Here is a 21857-nt window from a genome sequence, read left to right as displayed (position 1 = left end):
AAAAGAGTACTTTGATTATCATCTTAAAGAAACTGAATGGCGTTGGATGAGGGAACCTAATGAGTTAGCAACTGAGCTGTGGAACCTCATTAGGTAAAATTAAGTGTAAATCTGCTAGTCTAGAGCCAAAATAATTTATCAGTATTATTTAATTCATTCGGTATATCAATAATGTCTTTTATTGTTTGCACAGTCCAGATTGGTTGAGGGAGTAAATCTTCCCCATAAACCATAATAGATATCCTTACTATGTCTATATAAGGTATTTTTATTATTACATCATCTATATTTACGCCCACAATCTGATCATGCTCTAAGCTAAAATTTTTAATTTTAGTTTTATAATTACTCGTATCTAAATTTTTATTAGCTTCTTTTCTTACTAACCTTTTTAAAAACTTAAACATACAGGCTACCTACTGGAATTAAAATAAAGTCCATTCTGTAAAAGCTTCCAACTCTTCATCATAAGCTTCAACTAATTTATATGCTCCATACCCTCCCGCTAGACCGCCAATTATTACACCTACTGTTGAACATATGGGAGACCCGGGGCCACAAATTCCTCCTGCAATAGCACCACCCACAGCGCCAGCTGCCACTCCTGAGCCTATGGTTGCGGCTTCTTTATAAAATTCCTTTTCTTTATTCTCAGCTGAAAAAATCTCATACCAAGCATAGGAAATTGAAATAACGACAATTACTCTGCCTAGTGGTTTCATATACTTTGCTGCTTTATCAAAAGTTCCATGGGATGCCCCTGATCCTTTAACTACACTATAAAAAACTTTATTTTTATCTGCTGTTGAAAGCGCCTGAAAATATGAATTTCTTGTACCTGTTGATGCTTTTACATAATGATCTAAGGTTTGTCTTGACTGATCTTTCAGTCTTTTCCATTTATCAGGATCTTTTAATTTCAATGCATAATATTCTAAGAATTGATCTAAGCTTTTAGCCGCTATTTTTTCTTTTTGTGATACTGCTAACGCGATTGGAGAATTCTTTTTCCTGGTCTGTTCTAAGATATCATTTCTTAATGTATGAGCCTCTTTCGAAGCATCTTTTACAGTCATTCTTCCATTTTCAACATCCTTTAAGTAATCATGACTCATTTTTTTAATTGCTTTCATATAAGCAATTCTTAAGGAGCTATCATGATCTAAAAAGTTATTACTAAAGTAAAGTGCTGTACCATGTAAGGCTTCAAGTGCTATTTCTAATTCATTTTTAACTTTAACAGGTACTTTATTTGATTCTGCTTGTTTTGTTGTACCTGTAGTTGATTTTAATTTATATATCGATTTATTAAATTCGCCATTTTCTAGTGCGGGAACACGCACTCTGGCAATTTTTGAATTATTTAAAATTAACTCTACAAAGATTAAATCTAATTTATTGCAATTATAGATTTTGGTACAACCATTCGGATCAATTTTTCCTCCATAACTTTTTTGAGTTGTCGTATTTAGTAAGGTATAGCTTAATTTTGATAAAAGGTCTTTATTATCACAGGATACTTTTAAACGAGCCGTATAAGTCATTCTTCTAACTCCGATATCTCTGCATCATATTTATGCACCATAACTGTATATTTTTCTTCCTTATTTTTTGAGGTAATTCTAATAATTCCATCTTTGGGAACCTCTCCTGTTCGTACATTCCCCTGAGAATCAATAAGACTAAAATTTGGAGAGCTTTCTAATAATTTATTATTTATTTTATATCGCACATCGAACTCTAAAATATAGGAACTATTATGTGAGGCAGGAAGATAAGGAATATCATGTATTGTCTTTTCCCCTGATAAAAATTGATGCTGCCCTGCCATCATCTCAAACTGACCACCCGTCGTCGGCAAAATTCCGGCATTACTGATTTCAACTTGAGAACCGCCCGCAGTTAAAACAATTTTTTTCGCTGCTGTAATTTCAATCTGATCTTCAGTGGAGACAATTTTGATACCTTTGCGTGCAATAACATCCATCCCATCATTTTGCCCCTGTAGTTCAACTTTGCCTTTTGCGGCATAAGCACTTAGGCCTTGTTGAGCTGCAAACAGACTCACTTTAGAAGAGGCATGCCCAATAATATTTTTTTGTGAACTTAAGTTAATACTGTCCGCTGCCTGGTGGCTAATTTGACCCTCCGCAGACAAATAAATATCCTGCTGAGTACTCAGTGCAATGGATTTTGGTGCTGTCAGAATCATAATTGCCTGTTTAAAGGCAGCTGCTTTGTCTTGATCTTGCTGTTTAATTTGCTCAATAAAGCTTTTTAAATTTTCAAAGATTTCAAGCGGATCAGTTTGCTGGTTTTTAGCAACATCACTTAGCGCCTGGCTCATCTGCAAGCCTGATTCAAGCTGGCTTTTCGCTGGTTCAGCATCCATATGTGAACCGTCTGCGGCTTGCTGTTTATGAGCCGAAATCAATAACCCTTTACCTGCACGGACTGCACCCCATTGGTCAGTTCTAAGTTCAAAGCCTTCACCCCGTCCTTCATTTTCAGCCTGTTCTTTTGAATAACTTAAGTTACCCAGATTGAGCTGACTGGCAGCTTGACTACTATGTAACTGTATACTGATCTGGCCAGTCGTATCATCAAAACGTAACTGGTTAAAGCCTTGCCCCTGTACTTCTTGCGAGCGAATACCACTGAGTTTTTTGGTATCTGGTAGTTGTCCTTTTTGATCAAACTTCGTCGGAGAACGTTGGCCTTCATGAATCCGACCTACCACAAAAGGCCGATCAATATTGCCATCAAAAAAGTCGACGACCACAATTTCACCAATGCGTGGCAAGAAACGGACCCCATAACCTATACCTGCCCACGGGGTCAGAACATCTACCCAGGCTGAATCTGTATCACTGTCATTGCTGCCTGCGCCACCATCGTGAGCATGGTCATCCGGACGAGTGAACAGAAAACGGATTTTGATCCGCCCCCATTCATCCACATAAATTTCTTCATCTTCTGGCCCGACTACTTTGGCGCGTTGCGGATAGGCCTGTGGTCGATGTAATAAAGGCTGGTATTCAGGAACCAAGTGAATATGGCGACGTTGCAAGACTAGCTGGTTGGCCTGACGCTTACCTGCGTCCTTGAATTCTGTCATCTGCCAGCAGCTTTGCTGAATTAAAGCATGAACCTGCTCATTTAAGTCTTTAGGCAAATTATTCTGGTTATAAAATTGCTTGGAGATGATTAAAAATTCTTTGTCTACTGCTGGATGCTGGTCAATTTCAGGATGCTGATCCAGCCGAAACCAGTAACCCACTTGGGCATCACGTACCGTGGATGTTGCTAAAAATTGTTTGGCCTGTGCATCATAGAAATGCTGCAAATTTTGATTTATTTTCTCGATTTGTGCATCTGAGGCTGGAGTTGCCTGATCTTCATGCCTGAGATCAGTCACCCATGCCGGACTGATGTTACAGGCCTGTTCCAATGCCAGACTGGCATTATCCTGAACCTGACTCTGCTGGTGCTTGCTTTGTACTGAACCTACACCTTCTTCCTGATTCAAGCGATCGGCATGCCAGCGCTGGATATATACAGCGGTCGGCTGCAACTGCCGTTCTGCAATAAAACTGGTCATGCTATCTTCTTGTTCAGTAGCACTGGAACGATGGAAACGGATCGCTCTGCGGCTTAAAGCTTGGTAGTAGCTATTGTCATCAATTAATCTAAGCTTTTGTGCGGCAATCGGTGCAGATGAATGCACAACTATAAGCTCAGACTCATCAATCAGCCAGTTAATCCCCTCACTACGCCATAAACGGGTTAAAAAGTCATAGTCGCTTTCATTCAACTGCATAGTAAAAGGACGCACATCATAAGTTTGCTGCAAACCGGATAAATCCAGCTTGAGTGCAGCCGCAAATAATGGACTCTTACGCTGCCATTCTTTGAATAAGATTTCAGTAATCTCCCGGACACTCTTGTCCATGAACACACGACTATTACGGCGTTGATGCCATAGCGACGTTGCATCTTCCAGAGTGAGTTTATAAAGCGTTAATGCGCCATCACTCTGTCCCTGAGTTGCTGCAGTAATAATTCCGGAACTGCGAAATAACTGTCCTTGATCCGTGACCTGATCTATCGCTACTTGAGTTCCAATAAATTCTTTAAGGGGAATCAAGGCATTAGTCGACACACAAATCAGCTCAATTTTTAGTCCTTGATTCAGGACATGTTGGCCATCAATACGTTGCAGAAAAACTTCAGAATTAAGTTTTTGATGGGAAAACTGAACAAGCAAAGCACGCTTCTGTGCGCTAAGACCCAATTGCTCTAATACTTGAGCGATATGATTTTTTATCATTTTTAATTGTTATAAATATTTTTGCGGCATTATAGTGAATTATTTATATCCAGCCTAGGTTCATTGGTCTGGCCATGGTTCCGATTCATCACTGTAATTCTGGAAGAGGCTTGAATATCAAATTTTTTATTTTTTGAAAGTCAGGAACTTCAAGCAGATCAAGTATTCAAAAAAATAGCTTTCTTTTCATTTTAATCTTTCAAAAATATGGGCAAATGAATCACTCATCTACCCAAAAAATCTTTTTAACCGCCTTTTTTCACCAGATAATGGAACTCTTTATTGCCATTTTCATCCAGACGTTCTTCTTGAAGCAGCAGTTCATGGCCGAGATGCATACAGAATTTTGGAATATCCCAAGAGGTTGAATTATCCGTAGCAAAAACTTCAACTACATCACCAGCTTTAGACTTACGGATGGCTTGATGCAACATCATGACTGGCTCAGGGCAGCGTAATCCACGGGTATTCAATTGCAGGCTTGGCGTAATTTCGGCTTCAGACATCGACAGACTCAGGAATTCAAGATCAGCCTTATTTTAGCATAAAGCGGCTATCGCATTGCAGCTCACGCTTTGAGCCAATTCACAAAACTATACTGACCCGCGGGATCAAGACTGCGCAGCATAATTACAATAGACAAGCGTATTTTCTGCGGTATGATAAAATCACGTTTTTTTAGATATTAAGAGTCTTTAGGAAAGATCATGCACGAGGAATCAGGCCCGTCGTGGGGTATGCGCGGCTTACGTAAATGGCTGGGAACTGCACCCGAAACTCGCGACGAACTGCTAAAATTAGTACAAGATTCACGTCGATTTTTAGAACCCGATACTGTTGCAATGCTGGAAGGCGTGCTGGATCTGCCAGCCACCAAAATTCGTGAAGTCATGACGCCAAGAACGTCCATGATTAGCTTGCAGGAAGATGACCAACTTCTGGAAATTCTGCATGTTTTAGTTGAATCTGCGCATTCGCGGTTCCCTGTGTTCTCATCTGATCAACCGGATAATGTGGTTGGTATTTTGCTGGCCAAAGATCTGCTTCCTTTCCTGACCGAGCCTTCTTCCAAAGTCGATATTCGTGCCTTGATGCGTCAGCCGCTGTTTGTGCCGGAAAGTGCACGTTCGGATCAGGTTCTACGTATGCTGAAAAATACCCAGACTCATATTGCGGTAGTGATTGATGAGTACGGTACAACTTCAGGTCTGGTGACCCTAGAAGATATTCTCGAAGAAATTGTGGGTGAAATTGAAGACGAACATGATATTGCTGATGAAGAAGCACAATATATTGTTCCGGATCAAGACCCGAAGACAGCCAATACCTGGGTAGTACAAGCGCTGACGCCAATTGAGCATTTTAACAACATGCTAGATGCCAATTTCTCCGATGATGAAGTTGAAACTATGGGCGGTTTGTTATTGCAGGAAATTGGTCTGGTAAATGATCTGGAAGGTCAGACGATTGAATTGGAAAACTGGCAATTTACCATTCTTGAGGCAGATTCACGTTCTATTCGTTTAATTCGAGCTGTGCGCCAATGAGAGCATATTTCGATAAGCTATTAAATCCAGCCCAGCAGCAAAAGCAGTTAGCCTTAATTTATCCTGTATTGATTGCCTTATTTGCCGGCGCTATTTTTAGCCTGGCACTGGCACCTTATCATTACTGGTGGCTGGCGATTCTCTCTCCTGCCTTACTGTATGCTTGCGTCCGTGGTCGTAGTGCGAAACAGGCCTTTGGGATTGGCTGGGCTTATGGAATTGGATTGTGGTTTGTGGGTGCATTCTGGCTCTATACCTCTATTCATGTGTATGGCGATACCAGTGCTTTCCTGAGCGTAATCATGATCCTGATCATGGCGATCATCATGGGACTGTTTACTGCGCTTCAGACTTTTATTTATCGTCGCTTTTTCCCGGAAACACCTCTTACCTTCGCCCCACTTTGGGTGATCTTTGAATGGGCCAAAACCTGGGTATTTACCGGTTTCCCATGGCTCTTTGCAGGTTATGCTTTTACTGAGCTCTATCTGGATGCCTATGCGCCTTTATTCGGTGTATTTGGGGTGTCCTTTGTAGTGATTGTTCTAGCCTGTGCGCTGGTTGAAATTTTAAGTAAACGGGTCTTCTGGATCGTTCCTTCTGCAATCTTGTTATTGGGTGCTTGGGGCGCAGCACAACTGACTTTCGTGCAAGAAAAAAATGAAAAGCCGCTCACTGTTTCTCTGATTCAGGGCAATATCCCCCAGGACCTGAAATGGTTAACTGAATATCAGGTAAAAACCCTGCTGATCTATGCCAATCTGAGCAAGACCGAATGGGGACGTGACCTGATTGTCTGGCCAGAATCTTCGATTCCGATGTTCCAGACCGACATTGAGCCTTTTTTGGATGCGATGAAAGTTCAGGCAGAAAAATCTGGAACAGCTTGGGTCACAGGTATTCCGTTCTGGGATCTGGCTGAGTCACAGGAAGCAGGCACGCCAAAATATTACAATAGCATCATGGCCACTGGTGATGAGTCGAGTGGACTTTATAAGAAGCAGCGTCTGGTGCCTTTTGGAGAATATATTCCACTCTCTGGCGCACTCAGTTGGGTACTTCCAGCTCTGCAAAACGACCCTTCGGTAAGTGGTTTTTCGCGTGGTGCGGATATCCAGAAACCATTAAATGTGAAAAACCATCCTCTAGGTGCGGCAATTTGCTATGAAGTGGCTTATCCAAACCTGACTCGTCGTAATGCCAGCCAAAGTGATTTTCTGGTGACCGTATCTAATGATGCCTGGTTTACTGGCACTGCCGGTCCACAGCAACATTTACAGATGGTACAAATGCGGGCCAAGGAAAATGGTCGCTGGTTTATTCGTGCTACCAATACTGGGGTAACTGCGTTCATCGACCACAATGGCCATATTGTGAAACGTGCACCCATGGATAAAGAAGCTATACTCCGCGGTGAGCTACCCGCCATGCAGGGTGAAACGCTTTACATGAAACTCAGCGACTGGCCAATACTGATTTTCTCCGTATTGTTATTATTACTGGGTTGGCGCTTCCGCCCACGTAAGGTGGATATCAGCTTTAAGTCGAGAAGATAATTCTCTCAAAAGTCCCTCTTTTAAAAAGGAGGAGCTATAAAAAACCGAGGTTCATGCCTCGGTTTTTTTTATCTATATGTTATTAAAACTGGATCACCAGATAAGACAACATGCTCGCCAGTGACAGCATTGGAATATAACGATAGACCTGTACAATACCATTTTCCAATGCAGAAGCCTGTTCCTGTTCAAACTGTACGACCGATGCTTTTAATGCTGACCAGAAACATAGTACGAATAAGGTACTCATCATGCTAATGGCAAAGAAACCCACCATAATCTGGCTGCTGCCTTCAGTGGTCTGCCATAAATGCAAAATTCCCTGGCTGGCTGGAAGAATGCTTAAAACCAAAAGAACAGATTTCAGCATCGACCAATGAAACTGGTTTATTTCATCCGATAATATTAATGCTTTCATACTATTCTCCTTTGGCTAAAAAAGGGCCATTAAGAATATTATGAGCTATTTTTTGTAAATAGAAAGTCTATATTTATTCACATTTTACGATAATTGTAATAGATAAATATGGGAATAATTCTTATTATAACTATCAAATCATCAATATTATAGTAATAGCATTAAATTCAGTTATTTATATTATATTTTATGATTGATAGTTATTATCACTTCACCCAATATTGAAACAATCAATCAAGTGAAGTGATATATTCAATAACCTACTAATTTATAATAATTATCAGTTAAGGTTGGTAATAAATATCAGCATCAGTTCCTTCGCCACCCGCCTGTCCATCAGCACCAAAAGAATACAAGTCGAAGGCACGGCCGTTAGTTCCCGGAATCACGTATTGCAGGTCATTATCCCAGCTGTCTTTTGGATAACCACCTTTCACATAGCCGCCTGGGAGCCAGTTCTTCGCTGTTGCCGGCTGATTTACCAGCGCATCCAGACCACCTTCCTGCATGCTTGGATATTTGCCATTGTCCAGCTTATATTGATCCAGTGAACCCGCAATACTTTGCAATTTGATGACTGTGGTATCCACTTTAGCCTTTTCACCGCGTCCCATTACATTTGGAACAATTAGGGCCGCAAGCACACCGAGAATAACAATAACCACCATTACTTCAATCAGGGTAAAACCTGAGGCACGATGTGCACGTAACTGGCTCACACGTACGGTAGGTTCAACAGCTGTAGTTGAAGGGTCTATGGCTTGATTTGGATTCCTTTTCATTCAATATCTCTCATTCATCTTTAGAAAGTTCAGGCACTTTCAATTCTTCGTAGACGTTACACATGTTATTTAAATCATATTATTCATATTCACGATTGGCAGCATCACTGCGATCACAATTACCAGCACAATACTGGCCATGAGTACCAGCATCAGCGGCTCCAGAAGCGCAAGTAATGTCGAAATCAGTGTGGTCACTTCCCGATCCTGCATGGTCGATGCCCGTTCCAGCATACGATCCAGCTCCCCCGAGGCTTCACCACTTTTGATCATTTGTACCATCATCGGGGGGAAATAACCACTACGTTCCAGCTGGGTAGCCAGGTTCCCACCTTCAGTGACTTTTTCAGCAGCCAGATTAACCGAATCCCGGATCACCCAGTTATTGCTTACCGCTGCCCCGATGCGTAAGGCATCCACCAATGGCACACCAGACTGAGTCAGAATCGATAGAGTACTGGCAAAACGGGCAGCATTAATGCCACGTGATAATTTTCCGAATAAAGGTAGTTTCAGAGTCAGACGATCAAAAGCATAATGCCCAGCCGTTGTTCTTAAAAACCGTACCAGAAGAAAAATACCTACCGCACTCCCTATCAATAAAAATGGCCACGCGATCCGGATAAAATCGCTGGCTTTCATTAAAGTCACTGTAATCCAAGGCAAGGCATCTTTACTTTGATCAAAGGTCTTGACGATATCCGGTACTACATAGGTCATCAGGCCCATCACAATTGCAAAAGACATCAAGAGCAAAATAATCGGATAGATCATCGCCCCTTGAATCTTTTTCTGCATAGCAAAACGGTTTTCGGTATAGTCAGCTAACTGATCCAGAATCAGGTCCAAGTGACCAGAACGTTCACCAGCCGCAATGGTGGCAATATACAGCTCTGGAAAACGTCCAGACTGTTGTAGCGCCTGAGCCAAGCTATGTCCTTCCAGCACTTTAGAACGTACTGACATCAGCAGATTTTGCACATGAACTTTTTCGCTCTGCTTGCCGACGGCGCGAATAGCTTCTTCCAGCGGAATTGCGGCAGCGACCAGTACCGAGAGTTGTCGGGTCATAAGAGCCAAATCATAAGCAGTAATGCTTTTTTCAAACCATTTGCGACGGTAGTGCTGGTCTTTTTTCTCAACCGGATCTACAGAGACCGGAATCAGCGCCTGATCCCGAAGCTGTTGCCGGATTTGTCGTGCTGAATCCCCCTCAAGCACGCCTTTTTGCTGCTTCCCTGAAGCGTCAAGCGCAGTAAACTGATATGCAGGCATTGTAATGCTCTAATTTTCCAAAATTTTGCTTAACGCTGTTGCGTCAGACCATCAAAATCATTCATATTCTTCAATATAAATTATCTGCTCACTCTAACATAACTGAACTTTGAGCACGACGAAATTTCATCAGGACCCACTCTGTTACTATGCCAAATTCTGTTCCCGTTACTGCCCCTGTTTATCGTGTTCGTGTTGCAGTGCCGGTGCATCTGTTTGACTGTTTTGACTATAGCTTGAGTCAGGAACAATATCAGCAGGCAGAAGTGGGGGCCCGAGTCGCGGTTTCTTTTGGCCGGCAAAATCTGGTCGGCGTGATTACTGAAAAATTACCGCTAGATGCTCCGATTGATCCCAGTTTCAAACTGAAAGCTATTACCGAGCTTTTAGATGACCGTGCCATTATCAATTCCCAGGTCTTAAGTGTATTGACCTGGTCAGCACAGTATTACCAGTTTCCTATCGGGGAAGTGATCCAGACTGCCTTACCGACTTTATTGCGTCAGGGCAAACCTTATAACCTGCTGGCCCGAAACTGGAAATTGCTGGATCATGAGGCTGAAGCCAAGGTTCGGCGTTCCGAGAGGCAACAGGAAGCCTATCGGATTCTAAAACTACATCCGGTGGGAACAACTGAGAATCTCTTAAATCTGGCCGGAATAGAAACAGCGACTTTAAAAGCGCTCGAAAAAAAAGGAATTTGCGAATGTGTCCTGGAAGCACAGGATTTTAGCCCGCAACCTGTACAACTGGCCCAGATGCCATTAACGGCCAATCCGGAACAAAAGCATGCGATTCAGCAAGTGCTGAAATACCGCAAGCAATATCAGGCCTTTTTACTCGATGGCCTGACTGGCAGTGGCAAAACTGAAGTCTATCTTCAGATCATGGAACAGGTACTCAAACAGGGCAAGCAGGTGCTGGTACTGGTGCCTGAAATCGGACTGACACCACAAACCATTAGTCGCTTTCAATCCCGCTTCCATTGTCACATCGCCCTGCTTCACTCTGGCCTGAATGACAGTAAACGCTTACAAGCCTGGCAAGCCGCTGAAACCGGTAAAGCGTCCATTGTACTTGGCACCCGTTCTGCGATTTATACACCGATGCCGAATCTAGGCCTGATCATTCTGGATGAAGAGCATGACCTGTCTTTTAAACAGCAGGAAGGCTTTCGCTATCATGCCCGTGATGTGGCATTGTACCGGGGACATTTACAGCAATGTCCAGTCCTCTTGGGTTCGGCAACACCCAGCATTGACAGTTATGCACTAGTGCAGCAAGGCAAAATGCAGGTGCTGGAACTGAATCAACGCGCGGGTACAGCACTAATGCCAAAAATCCATATTCTGGATTTAAAAGTGGCACCAAAGCAGCATGGCATCAGCCTGCATCTGATTGAAGAAATCAAAAAACGCCTGGCTAAAAAAGAACAGGTGCTCATTTTTCTGAATCGTCGTGGTTATGCACCCGTATTGATCTGTGGCAGTTGTGGTTGGCAGGCGCAGTGTCCGAACTGTGATGCCAATTTCACTGTGCATCGGCAACCTTATCAGCATCTGCATTGTCATCACTGTGGCACCATTCATCGTATGCCTGAACAATGCCCGCAATGCCAGCATCAGGAGTTGGCTACTTTAGGCATGGGGACTGGAAAAGTTGAAGAACATCTGAATGAGCTTTTTCCAGATTTTGAAGTGATCCGGGTCGATCGCGACTCAACCAGCCGGGTGGGTAGTTGGCAAAAGATCTATGACAAGATTCAGAAAAGTGAGCCTGCGATTCTGCTCGGCACGCAGATGCTGGCCAAAGGCCATCATTTCCCTTATGTCACGTTAGTCGCGATTTTAGATATCGATTCCGGTCTTCTTAGCGTCGATTTCCGGGCCACAGAACGTACAGCACAATTGATCGTACAGGTCGCAGGACGTGCAGGACGTGGGGAACATAAAGGGGATGTATATTTACAGACCCTAAGACCTGATCATGCGCTGCTGAATACCTTAGTCACTGAAAATTACCGCGCTTTTGCCAAGCAGACTTTGACCGAACGGCAAATCGCCCAGATGCCTCCTTTTCGTTATGCCGTGCTGATTCGCTGTGAATCCAAAGATCAGGCACAAAATACCGAATTCTTACAGAAACATGCTGCCCTGCTCAGGCAATATCCCGATCTGGTGCTGGACATCTGGGGTCCCATTCCTGCCCCGATGGAACGCAAAGCCGGACGCTATCAATCCCATATGGTGCTATTGTCCGCAGACCGTGCCCGTTTGCATTATTATGTCCGTAGCTGGTGGCAAAACCTGTTACAGGATAAGCCATCCAATATGAAGCTGACACTGGATATCGATCCACAAGAACTCAGCTAAAATATTGAGACCATCTTCATTTGATAAAGGCTCAACTTTAAGACTGGATGAAAATAAAATTTAAGGCGGAAAAATGTCGATACTGTTACAAATAGCGCTGGTTCTGGCGATTGCACTGTTAATGGTGCCACTGAGCCATAAACTCAGACTGCCAACAGTGCTGGGCTATTTACTGACAGGTTTAATCATTGGGCCGAGTGCCTTAGCGCTGATCTCTGCTCCTGAGGTGATGCAGACTTTTATTCAAATCAGCCTGTTAGCCCTGATGTTCTGGATTGGTCTGCAACTCAGACCACAACGAATTCTTCAGCTTGGGCAACCCCTGTGGTTTATGGCCATTTTACAGGTACTGAGCACGGCCCTGATTTTGAGCCTGCTGGCCTGGTTCTTTCTCGATCAGCATCTGGTTTCCAGCATTGTCATCGGACTGGCCGGCAGCCTCTCTGCCATGACGTTGGTGACCCAGTTTTTAAATAATCAGCAACAACTGGCGACCAGTTATGGTCAATCCGCTTATGCCAACACCCTGATTCATGCACTGATTGCAATTCCTATCATTGCAGCGATTCCGCTTTTTGCTGGGGTCAGTTCAACAGAACATGGCATAGCTTATTTTGCTGCCATGATGGCTACCTTTACTGGCTTATTTCTATGTAACCGCTATTTCATGCAGCCGCTCTATCGCTGGATTGCCAAAAGTGGTCGTCATGAATTGCATAGCATTGTTGCCATTGTCATTTTCCTGAGCTTACTAGTCCTGATGGATACGCTGGGACTGAATCTGTACCTCGCGGCATTATTTGCTGGCATGTTACTGGCTGATTCTGATTTCCGGATTTCGGTCGAAAAGAGTCTGCAGCCTTTTAGCGGTTTATTGATTGGGTTGGCTTTTATCAGTCTGGGCATGTCATTGCAGTTTGCCGATGTGCTGACGCAACCCGTATTGATTATTGCCGGAACACTTTCGCTGATCCTGATTAAATTTGCGATTACCTTAGGATTGGCACGTTATTATCAGCATAGTTGGCGCAACAGTACGCTACTGGCTGCCAGTGTGGCACAAAGTGGTGAATTCGCTTTTCTGGCACTCATCATTGCACTTTCGCAGCAGATCATTACTCCAACCCTGCTCTCTCCATTAATGTGGATGGCAAGTTTATCCATGCTACTCACACCGGCATTTTACTGGTTATTGCATAACCAGATTCTGCCACGACTGGATCGGCAAAATCATTTGGCAGCGACCTTTGACATTGAAAGCCTTCCACCAAATACCGCACCAATTTTATTAATCGGTTTTGGCCGTTTTGGCCAGATCATTGCCCGTATTTTGCTGCAACAGCAGCAAAAATTCAGTGTAATGGACAGCAATATCGAAGCAACTGAATTGCTGACCTCTTACGGTATTACCTTCTATCAGGCCAATGCGACTGAGCCAGAGGCTTTAGCTCAGGCAAATCTGGATACGGTTCAGCATGTGATTGTCGCCATTGATGATATTGAAGATTCACTGCTGACCGTCCGACATCTGCGCTTAAATTATCCTGACATGTCTTTATGGGTACGGGCACGTAACCGGCATCATGTCCATCTACTTCAGGAGCTGGGCGTGGAACGAATCTGGCGAGAAACCTATGCTTCTGCACTAGAACTAAGTCAGTGTCTGCTAGTTCAGCTGAGCGGACTGTCTGAAGAACAGGCGCAACAAAAGATCCATGAGTTTCATACTCATGATCAGAAACTGCTCAATCGTCAATTTCATCCGGATACGGAGAGTCCGTTTAATTTCGCAGGCTCAAGGAATACACTGGCAGAACTGGAGAATCTTCTTGCTCAGGATCAGCTAAAAAAAGCACCAGAACAGGATACGGACACGCAACAGGACAACAACGCTTCAGGAATTGATGCCATAAGAGATGATCTGGCATAACTTGTGTTTTACAATAATGCCACCATTAAAGCAGGGTTATGGAGAATTTTATGTCTGATTTACGCCAACGCTTTTTTATTGAAGATAGCCCTGTTCGTGGTGAAGTGGTGCATCTTGAAGAAGCTTTACAAACAATTTTGGCCCAGCGTGACTATGCGCCTGCAGTAAAAATCCTGTTAGGTGAAATGCTGAGCGCCACTGCACTATTGGCCAGCACCCTGAAAATTAAAGGGCGTATCAGCCTACAAATTCAGGCTTCAGGCACATTTAAATGGGCAATGGCTGAATGTAACCATCGCGGTGAAGTACGTGCACTGGCGGATTACGAAGAAGATCCACACTTTCAGGCAGCAGAAGATAGCAGCACAGTTTTAAAATCACTGACTAATCCAGTGCTGTTTATCAATATCGAGCCTGAATTTGGTGAACGTTATCAGGGTATTGTTCCGCTTGATCAGGAAAATCTGGCTGGCTGTCTGATGCAATATTATGACCTGTCTGCCCAGATTCCGACACGTATCGTGCTGGCCAGTGATAACAATCGTGCAGGCGGTTTACTGATTCAACTGCTACCGCGTAACAGTGAAGAAGAACAACGCCGTGTCGATGAAGACTTATGGCCACGTCTGACCATGCTGACTGAAACATTAAAAACAGAAGAACTGGTCACTCTGGAGGCCAATGAAATTCTCTATCGTTTATATAACGAAGAAGAAGTGCGCTTACCAGAAGTAGAACATTTGCAGTTTGGCTGTACCTGTTCTAAAGAACGTTGTGCGATTGCCTTACAGCAGATTGGTGTAGAATCGGTTCGTGAAACTTTAGAATTCCAGAATCCAATTGAGATGGACTGTCAGTTCTGTAATAGCCGTTATATTTTTACGGCTGAAGAAGCTTTGAGCCTGTTTGGTGAACACCTCAGTTAATAACAGCCCCTGCTCGACTCAAAAAAAGCACTCAATATTGAGTGCTTTTTTCATTTTATATTTTCATAAAATATTGACCAAAATTCCTCATAAAAAAAAGACAAATGTACTTAATTTCAAGCTTGCCTCATGATTAAAATTTGCACACCGATAGAATCAGAAGATCAACGGTATTTTCAAAGTAAAAAAATCAAAAAAAATAAGTGGAAGATTTTAAATGAAATTTCGATATTTAATGGGTGTGATGTTATGTGCTGCGCAGAGCTTCAGCTATGCAGCCGAAATCACGGGGACATGGAAAGCCATTGATGACAAAACGGGCTATGCACGTGCTGATGTTGAAATCAGTAAACTCAATAATGGTACTTATCAGGGTAAAGTCGTTCGTATCCATGCCATTCCAAATCGTCCTGCACATACCCATTGCTCTAAATGTAAGGGGGCACTGAAAGACGTACCTATTCTGGGTCTATCTGTCTTATCAGGTCTAAAACCAAATCCAGAAAAGAAAAATGAATTCGTTAATGGTTCAATTCTCGATCCACTAACCGGCAATATCTATAAAAGTAAGGCAACGCTGAATTCCCGAGGCAATGTGCTAACGCTTCGTGGCTATGTAGGTACACCCATGCTCGGACGTACAGTGTCTTGGGTGAAAGTCGAGTAAATCTCATGTTTTTATAAATTCTCATCTGTAAGCTGTCTGGCCAGATCAAAGGCTTGGACAGCTTAAAATCATTATCTTTATCCCATTCCTTATCACGTAAATACTTACTCATTCTCATCATGCTGAATGAACGTAATTTTTAACTCATATTCATTTTTCTTAATTTAATGTGATTATTGACTGGTATTTAGTGTATTTTTCACGCTATATTAATCCCATAATTTTTTTATGCCTTTAAGAAGTTAAATATATTTTCAATAGCATGGGGTAATGTGGCAATGAGATTCAAACTGCTTTGTTCTATCATTCTTACAGCAGCAAGCACCATCAGTCTATCTGCTTTCGCCAACAGTGACCCATTACTTGGCCACTGGAAAACCATTGATGACCGTACTGGTTATTCCCTGGCAGATGTGGTGATTAGTAAGGATGCTCAGAATCACTATATTGCCAAAATTGTGCATGTTCGTGAGATTCCAGGGGCAGCTCGACAGCAGACTTGCACCCTATGCAAAGGCGCATTGAAGGATCAGCCGCTCATTGGACTGACGATGCTTAAGGGACTGAGTAGTCATCCCGAGCATAGCAATGAATTTATTAACGGCACTCTGCTCGACCCGGTTTCTGGTCAGCTTTATCAGGCTCGTGCCCGCCTGAAAAATAATGGCAGGCATCTTGCCATTCATAGTCGTGCTGAAGGTGCACCGGTCGGACGCAATATGACCTGGATTAAAAACTAGTTTCGAATTCAGAGTATTAATAAAAGCTCCTTAGGAGCTTTTTTATTTTAGGTCATGTGATAATTCACATGAATTCATTAATTTTATGCCAATCTCATCACATTTTGTGCTATTGATTTCGTTACATTTTATGAATAAATTAGAGTAATAAATCTAATACGAATAATCATTGATCAACAGGCATGTTATGAAGAAAATTTTAAGTCGCTTAATGATGGGGATCACATTGGCAACAGCAGCAGGTTTAAGCTTTGCTTCTGAAGATCCACTACTGGGGAAATGGAAGACTATCGATGATCAATCCGGTTATTCTCGTGCTGATGTCGAAATCCGTAAAAAACCAGATGGCAGCTATGAGGGAATTATCGTAGAAACCCGTAGCCTGCCAGGTGCAGAAAGACTGGGAATCTGTAGCAAATGTCCAGGACAGCTTAAGAATAAACCATTTATTGGCTTGCCATTTATCTGGGATTTTAAGGCAGACCCCAAAAAACCTCGCGAATTCCATGATGGCAAGATACTTGATCCAATCAGCGGTAAAGTTTACAAAGGTAAAGCACGTTTAAGCGCCAATGGCAAACGCCTGACCCTGCGTGGTTATGTAGGCGTTTCGGTTATCGGACGCAGTGTGACCTGGATAAAATACTAATTTTTGTCAGTTTTCCATGCCCCTGTTTCAGGGGCTTTTTTAATGGTTATGATTTGAAACAATTAAGTACAAATAAAAACTGTTTCCCTTAGCGCAAACTCATAATAATGAATTGAAGACGGTTATTTTTTATTCACACAATGATCTATCTTCAGCTGCAATTCAATCTGCTAAGGACTCTGAAACGGAGTATTCATGCGACATGTATTCCTCAATTCATAGGCATGGGTAAATGTGTGTTGCAAACAGCGGATGGTTTGCAAATGACAGATAAAACTATAAAAACAGATGCCCGCCTAGATCTTTGTTTCCCTGCTCAGACTGAGCTGTTCAGGTTCAAGCAGGATTTCCATAGGATAGGAGTTCCTCTTCTAGGCAGGATGCTGGTTCAACTAGCATCCCATACCGTTAGGGCACAGCGCAGCGGCCATAAAATATTATGGCATTCCCCTACTTCAGGACGACCTTCCTTTCTGAATGTCTCAAGCCTGGCTGTTTAAGGAGTAGAGCTATGACTACAATTCAATATAGAGAAAACTTTTCCAACGGTTATATCCCCTCTGAAATCATGGATGATCGTACCTTTGATTTGTTCCACTTTTCTGAAGCATGTGGCCAAAGTCCGGAATGGGTGATGCAACTCATTGAACATGGAATTTTGCCGAACCGTTCTAAAACGCATCCTGGTACCTTCCTCGGGGAAGATATTACTCGAGCACAACGGGCTTACCGTTTGCAGCGTGATTTTGATGCTTCCTTTAGTGCCGTTGCCATGATGCTGGATCTCATTGATGAAGTGCAGGAATTACGTCGTGAGGTGAAACATCTGCATTTCAAGTAATGCCTTTTAATGTCCGGTCTGCTTGAGTTAGATCAATGCGGACTAGGGCATATTTTGCTTTTTTCTTTTATTTTTTGAGTGATAAATATCCCTATGAAAACCAAAGACTGCAATAAAAAGATCAAATATATGTTCCCAGAATACCGTGATTTAATTGTGCAATTACGTGAGGAAAATCCGTACTTTGCCCGACTGTTTGAGGAACATAGTGAATTGGACAAACAGATTAGCCAGCTTGAACTCGATCCAGTCAATCATATCAATGATGATATCGATGCGATTAAACGCAAAAAACTAAAACTGAAAGACGAAATTTATCGCATGCTGAAAAACTCTGAGGCCGATCCGCTTACCTGAATAGGAACGGCTTTCTCAACCAAGAGTATTTCAATATAAGGTCTAATCATCCGTTTACCTAGAAGGTGATTATCAAATGATTTCGGTTCTTAAATAAAGAATCTGTCCAAATAAAAAAGCCCGCATGATGCGGGCTTTTTCAGACTTAAAAGTAATCGAATTATGCTTGTTCGATGTCTTTCATGGTCAATTTAATACGACCACGGTTGTCAACGTCAGCAACCTGTACTTTCACTTCCTGACCTTCTTTCAATACGTCAGCCACGTTGGCAATACGTTCGTTAGAGATTTGAGAAATATGAAGCAGACCGTCAGTACCTGGCAGGATGTTCACGAATGCACCGAATTCAACGATACGAATCACTTTACCTGTGTAGATTGTGCCTGGCTCAACTTCAGCAGTCAGTGCCTGGATTTTTGCAATCGCAGCCTGTGCAGCAGCTTTAGTTTCACCAAATACGCGTACTGTACCGTTATCTTCGATGTCAATCGCAGCTTTAGTTTCTTCAGTGATTTGACGGATAGTCGCACCACCTTTACCAATCACGTCACGGATCTTGTCAGGGTTGATGTTGATCACTTGGAAAGTCGGCGCGTGCATAGAAATTTCTGGACGAGCACGTGAAATCACTTGATTCATTGCGTTCAGAATGTGCATACGACCTGCATAAGCCTGGTTCAATGCAACTTCCATGATCTCTTCAGTAATACCTTCGATCTTGATGTCCATTTGTAGTGCAGTAATACCGTTAGCAGAACCCGCTACTTTAAAGTCCATATCACCAAGATGGTCTTCGTCACCCAAGATGTCAGAAAGAACTGCGAAACGTTCGCCTTCTTTCACTAGACCCATTGCGATACCCGCAACTGGTGCTTTAAGTGGAACACCGGCATCCATCAATGATAGAGAAGCACCACATACAGACGCCATTGAAGATGAACCATTAGATTCAGTGATGTCAGATACGATACGGATCACGTACGGGAAGCGGTCAGCTGCTGGAAGCACGGCTTGAACACCACGACGAGCCAGACGGCCATGACCGATTTCACGACGTTTAGGACCAGACTCACGACCTGTTTCACCTACAGAATATGCAGGGAAGTTGTAGTGAAGCATGAAGTTGTCAGTTTTAGTACCAGCCAAGGTATCTACCATCAACGCATCACGAGTATTACCCAGAGTAGTAGTGACCAATGCCTGAGTTTCACCACGTGTGAATAATGCAGAACCGTGAGCACGGTCTAATACGCCAACCTGTACATCAAGGGCACGAACAGTTTTAGTATCACGACCGTCAATACGCGGTTTACCAGACAGGATGTTGTCACGTACGGTACGGTATTTAAGATCTTCAAATAATTCGTTTACGTCATCAGCAAGACCAGTTTCGTCACCTTCTGGAACGAACTGAGCTAGCGCTTCTGCTTGAAGTGCATCAAGTGCTGCATAACGGTCTTGTTTCACCGCAATGGTATATGCTTCAGAGATTTTCGCTTCGAATGCTTCTTTCAGTTTTGCACGAAGGTCTTCGTTTTTCTCAGGAGCAACCCAAGTTGATTCTTTCGCACCAGCTGCGGTCGCGAATTCTTTGATTGCTTGGATCGCGATTTGCATTTCATCATGACCGAACAATACTGCACCCAGCATTTGGTCTTCTGAAAGTTCTTTCGCTTCTGATTCAACCATCAGTACTGCAGATTCCGTACCTGCAACGACAAGATCAAGATCACTTTCTTTCAATTGTTCAAAGCTTGGGTTTAGAACGTATTCACCGTTGATCAGACCCACACGTGCCGCACCGATTGGACCACGGAATGGTGTACCTGCAATCGCAAGTGCTGCAGAAGTACCCAGCATGGCTGCAATGTCAGCTTCCATAGTCTTGTCAGAAGACACAACAGTCGCAGTCACCTGGATTTCGTTATAGTAACCTTCTGGGAACAATGGACGAATTGGACGGTCGATCAGACGTGAAATCAGCGTTTCAGCTTCAGATGCACGGCCTTCACGTTTACCGTAACCACCAGGAATACGGCCAGCTGCGTATTGTTTTTCTTGATAGTTAACAGTCAGTGGGAAAAAGTCTTGACCTGCTTTAGCAGTTGGTTGAGCAACAACAGCAACTAATACAGTTACGCCGCCCATAGTAATCAATACGGTATTGGCCTGACGCGCAACACGACCTGTTTCTAGGACAACCTGATGTTGGCCAAATTGGAATTCTTTACGAACAATATTAAACATCGACATGTTTTATTTTTTCCTGATTTTATTCTAGTGGAGACCCCTAAGGTTTGGCATTCACATCCAAATGGACGGGTAAATGACAAAGCTTAGAAGCCGACCTCACCAGAAATAAACACTATTTTTAAACACAAAGAAGGAGCGAACATTCGCCCCTTCCCCTGATCTAGCCAAAGGCTAAACCGACTTTAGTTTTCAGCAATAAAGCACAAGGCATGCAATAAACCCGAAAATAAAGTTTAAATCGAATTAACGACGTAAACCTAAAGCACCGATCAATGCAACATAACGACCGTGGTCTTTACCATTTAGGTAGTCAAGAAGCTTACGACGTTGGTTAACCATACGGATCAGACCGCGACGGCTATGATGGTCGTGTTTGTGCTCTTTGAAGTGACCTTGTAAGTCATTGATTTGAGCAGTTAAAAGAGCTACTTGAACTTCTGGTGAACCAGTGTCGTTTTCAGCGCGAGCGAATTTAGCAATGATCTCTGCGCGATCTGCGTTTGTTAAAGCCATTCGATTTCTCCGAGATGCTTATATATCTTGATAAAAATCAAAGTAATGAGAATTCAATACATTGACTGCCGTGCATCACTACAGCAAGTTGCATATTTTAAGGGAAATTGCGTCAGATTGCAAAAATAGATCATGAATTTTGATGGTTTTAGCTGCCAGATGTCTTTGCTTATTTACTGATATGAAGAAATCCCATATGGTTCAATTTACACATAATTTCAGGAATTGGACTTGATCTGGCTTACGAATAGCTGTTTAGATAACTGCAGAAATTAACTGATCTTTTTATATTTAAAATATTTCTGGTCGCGCTTAGAAATAAATGATAAAAAAAAGCCCGAGTAAACTCGGGCTTTTTCGCGCTGTAGTTTCTTCTATTATCATTTTTTATTTATTGTTTTTTTTAGTGCGTTTTACGCTTTATTATTTTCAAATCTTCCTGACTAAAAATAACTTCCTTGTGTGGTAGATTTTGCCATATTGTCGAAATGCTCATAGAGGCATTTATCCTCACTCGCTGTAAGCCATTGCGTACAAAATTGTCATCGAAATTTGCAAAATATTACACTTATATAGGACTTACGCATTGACGGATTCAAAAAAGTATTAAAATACTTTATAAAGTATCTGTGATCAGACGAATTAAACATGCTTCTACAGCAACTTGTACATTACCCATTTATATGGGCTTTCTCATGAC

General features: G+C 42.7%; 19 protein-coding genes and 1 pseudogene. 11 read left to right on the top strand and 9 right to left on the bottom strand.

The annotated features are described in order from the left end of the window. Positions 1-97, top strand: a pseudogene (locus FTV12_RS14635) (IS1595 family transposase); the annotation flags it as partial. Between the two features lie 22 nt (positions 98-119). Here FTV12_RS14635 and FTV12_RS14630 read toward each other — a convergent pair. The 4 genes from FTV12_RS14630 to tusA all read right to left on the bottom strand — a co-directional run bounded on the left by FTV12_RS14630 (position 120) and on the right by tusA (position 4836). Continuing rightward, positions 120-407 carry a hypothetical protein gene (locus tag FTV12_RS14630; protein ID WP_257220899.1) on the bottom strand — a complete coding sequence of 96 codons (288 nt, stop codon included), beginning with the start codon at positions 405-407 and terminating at the stop codon, positions 120-122. Positions 408-425: 18 nt separating this feature from the next. Continuing rightward, entirely contained in the window at positions 426-1544 is a 1119-nt protein-coding gene (locus FTV12_RS14625; RefSeq protein ID WP_180031142.1) for a hypothetical protein, read from the bottom strand. Beyond that, positions 1541-4330, bottom strand: coding sequence for a type VI secretion system Vgr family protein (locus FTV12_RS14620; protein ID WP_180034256.1), 2790 nt, complete (start codon positions 4328-4330; stop codon positions 1541-1543). Before FTV12_RS14620 ends, FTV12_RS14625 begins: the two co-directional genes overlap by 4 nt. A 245-nt stretch (positions 4331-4575) precedes the next feature. After that, on the bottom strand, positions 4576-4836 hold the full coding sequence (gene tusA / locus FTV12_RS14615) for a sulfurtransferase TusA (RefSeq protein ID WP_004781744.1): 261 nt from the start codon (positions 4834-4836) through the stop codon (positions 4576-4578). A gap of 201 nt (positions 4837-5037) precedes the next feature. Here tusA and FTV12_RS14610 point away from each other — a divergent pair, with 201 nt between their 5' ends. Together FTV12_RS14610 and lnt are read left to right on the top strand one after the other, a co-directional pair. Continuing rightward, the gene (locus FTV12_RS14610) at positions 5038-5877 is read left to right on the top strand and encodes an HlyC/CorC family transporter (protein ID WP_004781742.1); all 840 of its coding nucleotides are present in this window, start codon (positions 5038-5040) and stop codon (positions 5875-5877) included. After that, the gene (gene lnt / locus FTV12_RS14605; RefSeq protein WP_180031138.1) at positions 5874-7433 is read left to right on the top strand and encodes an apolipoprotein N-acyltransferase; all 1560 of its coding nucleotides are present in this window, start codon (positions 5874-5876) and stop codon (positions 7431-7433) included. Before FTV12_RS14610 ends, lnt begins: the two co-directional genes overlap by 4 nt. A gap of 82 nt (positions 7434-7515) precedes the next feature. On the opposite strand, the gene FTV12_RS14600 is transcribed toward lnt, so the two are convergent. The 3 genes from FTV12_RS14600 to gspF form a co-directional block, all read right to left on the bottom strand. Then, a complete protein-coding gene (locus FTV12_RS14600) occupies positions 7516-7851 on the bottom strand; it encodes a hypothetical protein (RefSeq protein ID WP_180031136.1) in 336 nt (111 codons plus the stop codon). 284 nt (positions 7852-8135) lie between these two features. Further along, the gene (gene gspG / locus FTV12_RS14595) at positions 8136-8633 is read right to left on the bottom strand and encodes a type II secretion system major pseudopilin GspG (protein WP_005232473.1); all 498 of its coding nucleotides are present in this window, start codon (positions 8631-8633) and stop codon (positions 8136-8138) included. A gap of 69 nt (positions 8634-8702) precedes the next feature. Further along, the gene (gene gspF, locus FTV12_RS14590; protein WP_034705070.1) at positions 8703-9908 is read right to left on the bottom strand and encodes a type II secretion system inner membrane protein GspF; all 1206 of its coding nucleotides are present in this window, start codon (positions 9906-9908) and stop codon (positions 8703-8705) included. Positions 9909-10057: 149 nt separating this feature from the next. On the opposite strand from gspF, the gene FTV12_RS14585 reads away from it, so the two are divergent. From FTV12_RS14585 to FTV12_RS14550, 8 genes are all read left to right on the top strand, one after another. Next, positions 10058-12280, top strand: a complete 2223-nt coding sequence (locus tag FTV12_RS14585) for a primosomal protein N' (protein ID WP_180011868.1) — start codon at positions 10058-10060, stop codon at positions 12278-12280. 73 nt (positions 12281-12353) lie between these two features. Next, positions 12354-14210 carry a cation:proton antiporter gene (locus tag FTV12_RS14580; protein WP_180034255.1) on the top strand — a complete coding sequence of 619 codons (1857 nt, stop codon included), beginning with the start codon at positions 12354-12356 and terminating at the stop codon, positions 14208-14210. 50 nt (positions 14211-14260) lie between these two features. Further along, positions 14261-15136, top strand: coding sequence for an Hsp33 family molecular chaperone HslO (gene hslO, locus FTV12_RS14575; RefSeq protein WP_004781734.1), 876 nt, complete (start codon positions 14261-14263; stop codon positions 15134-15136). A gap of 217 nt (positions 15137-15353) precedes the next feature. After that, positions 15354-15803 (top strand): DUF2147 domain-containing protein, encoded by a 450-nt coding sequence (locus FTV12_RS14570; RefSeq protein WP_180025243.1) that lies wholly within the window; start codon positions 15354-15356, stop codon positions 15801-15803. A 278-nt stretch (positions 15804-16081) separates the two neighbouring features. After that, positions 16082-16543, top strand: a complete 462-nt coding sequence (locus tag FTV12_RS14565) for a DUF2147 domain-containing protein (protein ID WP_159123421.1) — start codon at positions 16082-16084, stop codon at positions 16541-16543. A gap of 187 nt (positions 16544-16730) precedes the next feature. After that, the gene (locus FTV12_RS14560) at positions 16731-17192 is read left to right on the top strand and encodes a DUF2147 domain-containing protein (protein ID WP_180002540.1); all 462 of its coding nucleotides are present in this window, start codon (positions 16731-16733) and stop codon (positions 17190-17192) included. 511 nt (positions 17193-17703) lie between these two features. Continuing rightward, entirely contained in the window at positions 17704-18033 is a 330-nt protein-coding gene (locus FTV12_RS14555; protein WP_004781729.1) for a chaperone modulator CbpM, read from the top strand. A 93-nt stretch (positions 18034-18126) separates the two neighbouring features. Beyond that, the gene (locus tag FTV12_RS14550; RefSeq protein ID WP_004781728.1) at positions 18127-18390 is read left to right on the top strand and encodes a YdcH family protein; all 264 of its coding nucleotides are present in this window, start codon (positions 18127-18129) and stop codon (positions 18388-18390) included. A gap of 160 nt (positions 18391-18550) precedes the next feature. On the opposite strand, the gene pnp is transcribed toward FTV12_RS14550, so the two are convergent. Next, positions 18551-20638: a polyribonucleotide nucleotidyltransferase gene (pnp, locus tag FTV12_RS14545; RefSeq protein ID WP_171505581.1), complete on the bottom strand. Its 2088-nt coding sequence runs from the start codon at positions 20636-20638 to the stop codon at positions 18551-18553. 249 nt (positions 20639-20887) lie between these two features. After that, on the bottom strand, positions 20888-21157 hold the full coding sequence (rpsO, locus tag FTV12_RS14540; protein WP_004637724.1) for a 30S ribosomal protein S15: 270 nt from the start codon (positions 21155-21157) through the stop codon (positions 20888-20890). Positions 21158-21857: the final 700 nt, after the last annotated feature.

The organism is Acinetobacter sp. YH12233 (assembly GCF_013417725.1).
Lineage (GTDB): Bacteria > Pseudomonadota > Gammaproteobacteria > Pseudomonadales > Moraxellaceae > Acinetobacter.
The sequence above is the reverse complement of the archived record's forward strand: the minus strand, read 5'-3'. Positions and strand labels throughout refer to the sequence as shown.

Excerpts from the sequence above, each read along its gene's own strand:
- pnp (WP_171505581.1), bottom strand. The coding sequence starts at position 20,638 with ATGTTTAATATTGTTCGTAAAGAATTCCAATTTGGCCAACATCAGGTT.
- FTV12_RS14560 (WP_180002540.1), top strand. The coding sequence starts at position 16,731 with ATGAAGAAAATTTTAAGTCGCTTAATGATGGGGATCACATTGGCAACA.
- FTV12_RS14565 (WP_159123421.1), top strand. The coding sequence starts at position 16,082 with ATGAGATTCAAACTGCTTTGTTCTATCATTCTTACAGCAGCAAGCACC.
- FTV12_RS14625 (WP_180031142.1), bottom strand. The coding sequence starts at position 1,544 with ATGACTTATACGGCTCGTTTAAAAGTATCCTGTGATAATAAAGACCTT.
- FTV12_RS14580 (WP_180034255.1), top strand. The coding sequence starts at position 12,354 with ATGTCGATACTGTTACAAATAGCGCTGGTTCTGGCGATTGCACTGTTA.
- rpsO (WP_004637724.1), bottom strand. The coding sequence starts at position 21,157 with ATGGCTTTAACAAACGCAGATCGCGCAGAGATCATTGCTAAATTCGCT.
- FTV12_RS14630 (WP_257220899.1), bottom strand. The coding sequence starts at position 407 with ATGTTTAAGTTTTTAAAAAGGTTAGTAAGAAAAGAAGCTAATAAAAAT.
- FTV12_RS14585 (WP_180011868.1), top strand. The coding sequence starts at position 10,058 with ATGCCAAATTCTGTTCCCGTTACTGCCCCTGTTTATCGTGTTCGTGTT.
- hslO (WP_004781734.1), top strand. The coding sequence starts at position 14,261 with ATGTCTGATTTACGCCAACGCTTTTTTATTGAAGATAGCCCTGTTCGT.
- FTV12_RS14550 (WP_004781728.1), top strand. The coding sequence starts at position 18,127 with ATGAAAACCAAAGACTGCAATAAAAAGATCAAATATATGTTCCCAGAA.
- FTV12_RS14610 (WP_004781742.1), top strand. The coding sequence starts at position 5,038 with ATGCACGAGGAATCAGGCCCGTCGTGGGGTATGCGCGGCTTACGTAAA.
- gspG (WP_005232473.1), bottom strand. The coding sequence starts at position 8,633 with ATGAAAAGGAATCCAAATCAAGCCATAGACCCTTCAACTACAGCTGTT.
- FTV12_RS14600 (WP_180031136.1), bottom strand. The coding sequence starts at position 7,851 with ATGAAAGCATTAATATTATCGGATGAAATAAACCAGTTTCATTGGTCG.
- FTV12_RS14620 (WP_180034256.1), bottom strand. The coding sequence starts at position 4,330 with ATGATAAAAAATCATATCGCTCAAGTATTAGAGCAATTGGGTCTTAGC.
- FTV12_RS14570 (WP_180025243.1), top strand. The coding sequence starts at position 15,354 with ATGAAATTTCGATATTTAATGGGTGTGATGTTATGTGCTGCGCAGAGC.
- FTV12_RS14555 (WP_004781729.1), top strand. The coding sequence starts at position 17,704 with ATGACTACAATTCAATATAGAGAAAACTTTTCCAACGGTTATATCCCC.
- gspF (WP_034705070.1), bottom strand. The coding sequence starts at position 9,908 with ATGCCTGCATATCAGTTTACTGCGCTTGACGCTTCAGGGAAGCAGCAA.
- lnt (WP_180031138.1), top strand. The coding sequence starts at position 5,874 with ATGAGAGCATATTTCGATAAGCTATTAAATCCAGCCCAGCAGCAAAAG.
- tusA (WP_004781744.1), bottom strand. The coding sequence starts at position 4,836 with ATGTCTGAAGCCGAAATTACGCCAAGCCTGCAATTGAATACCCGTGGA.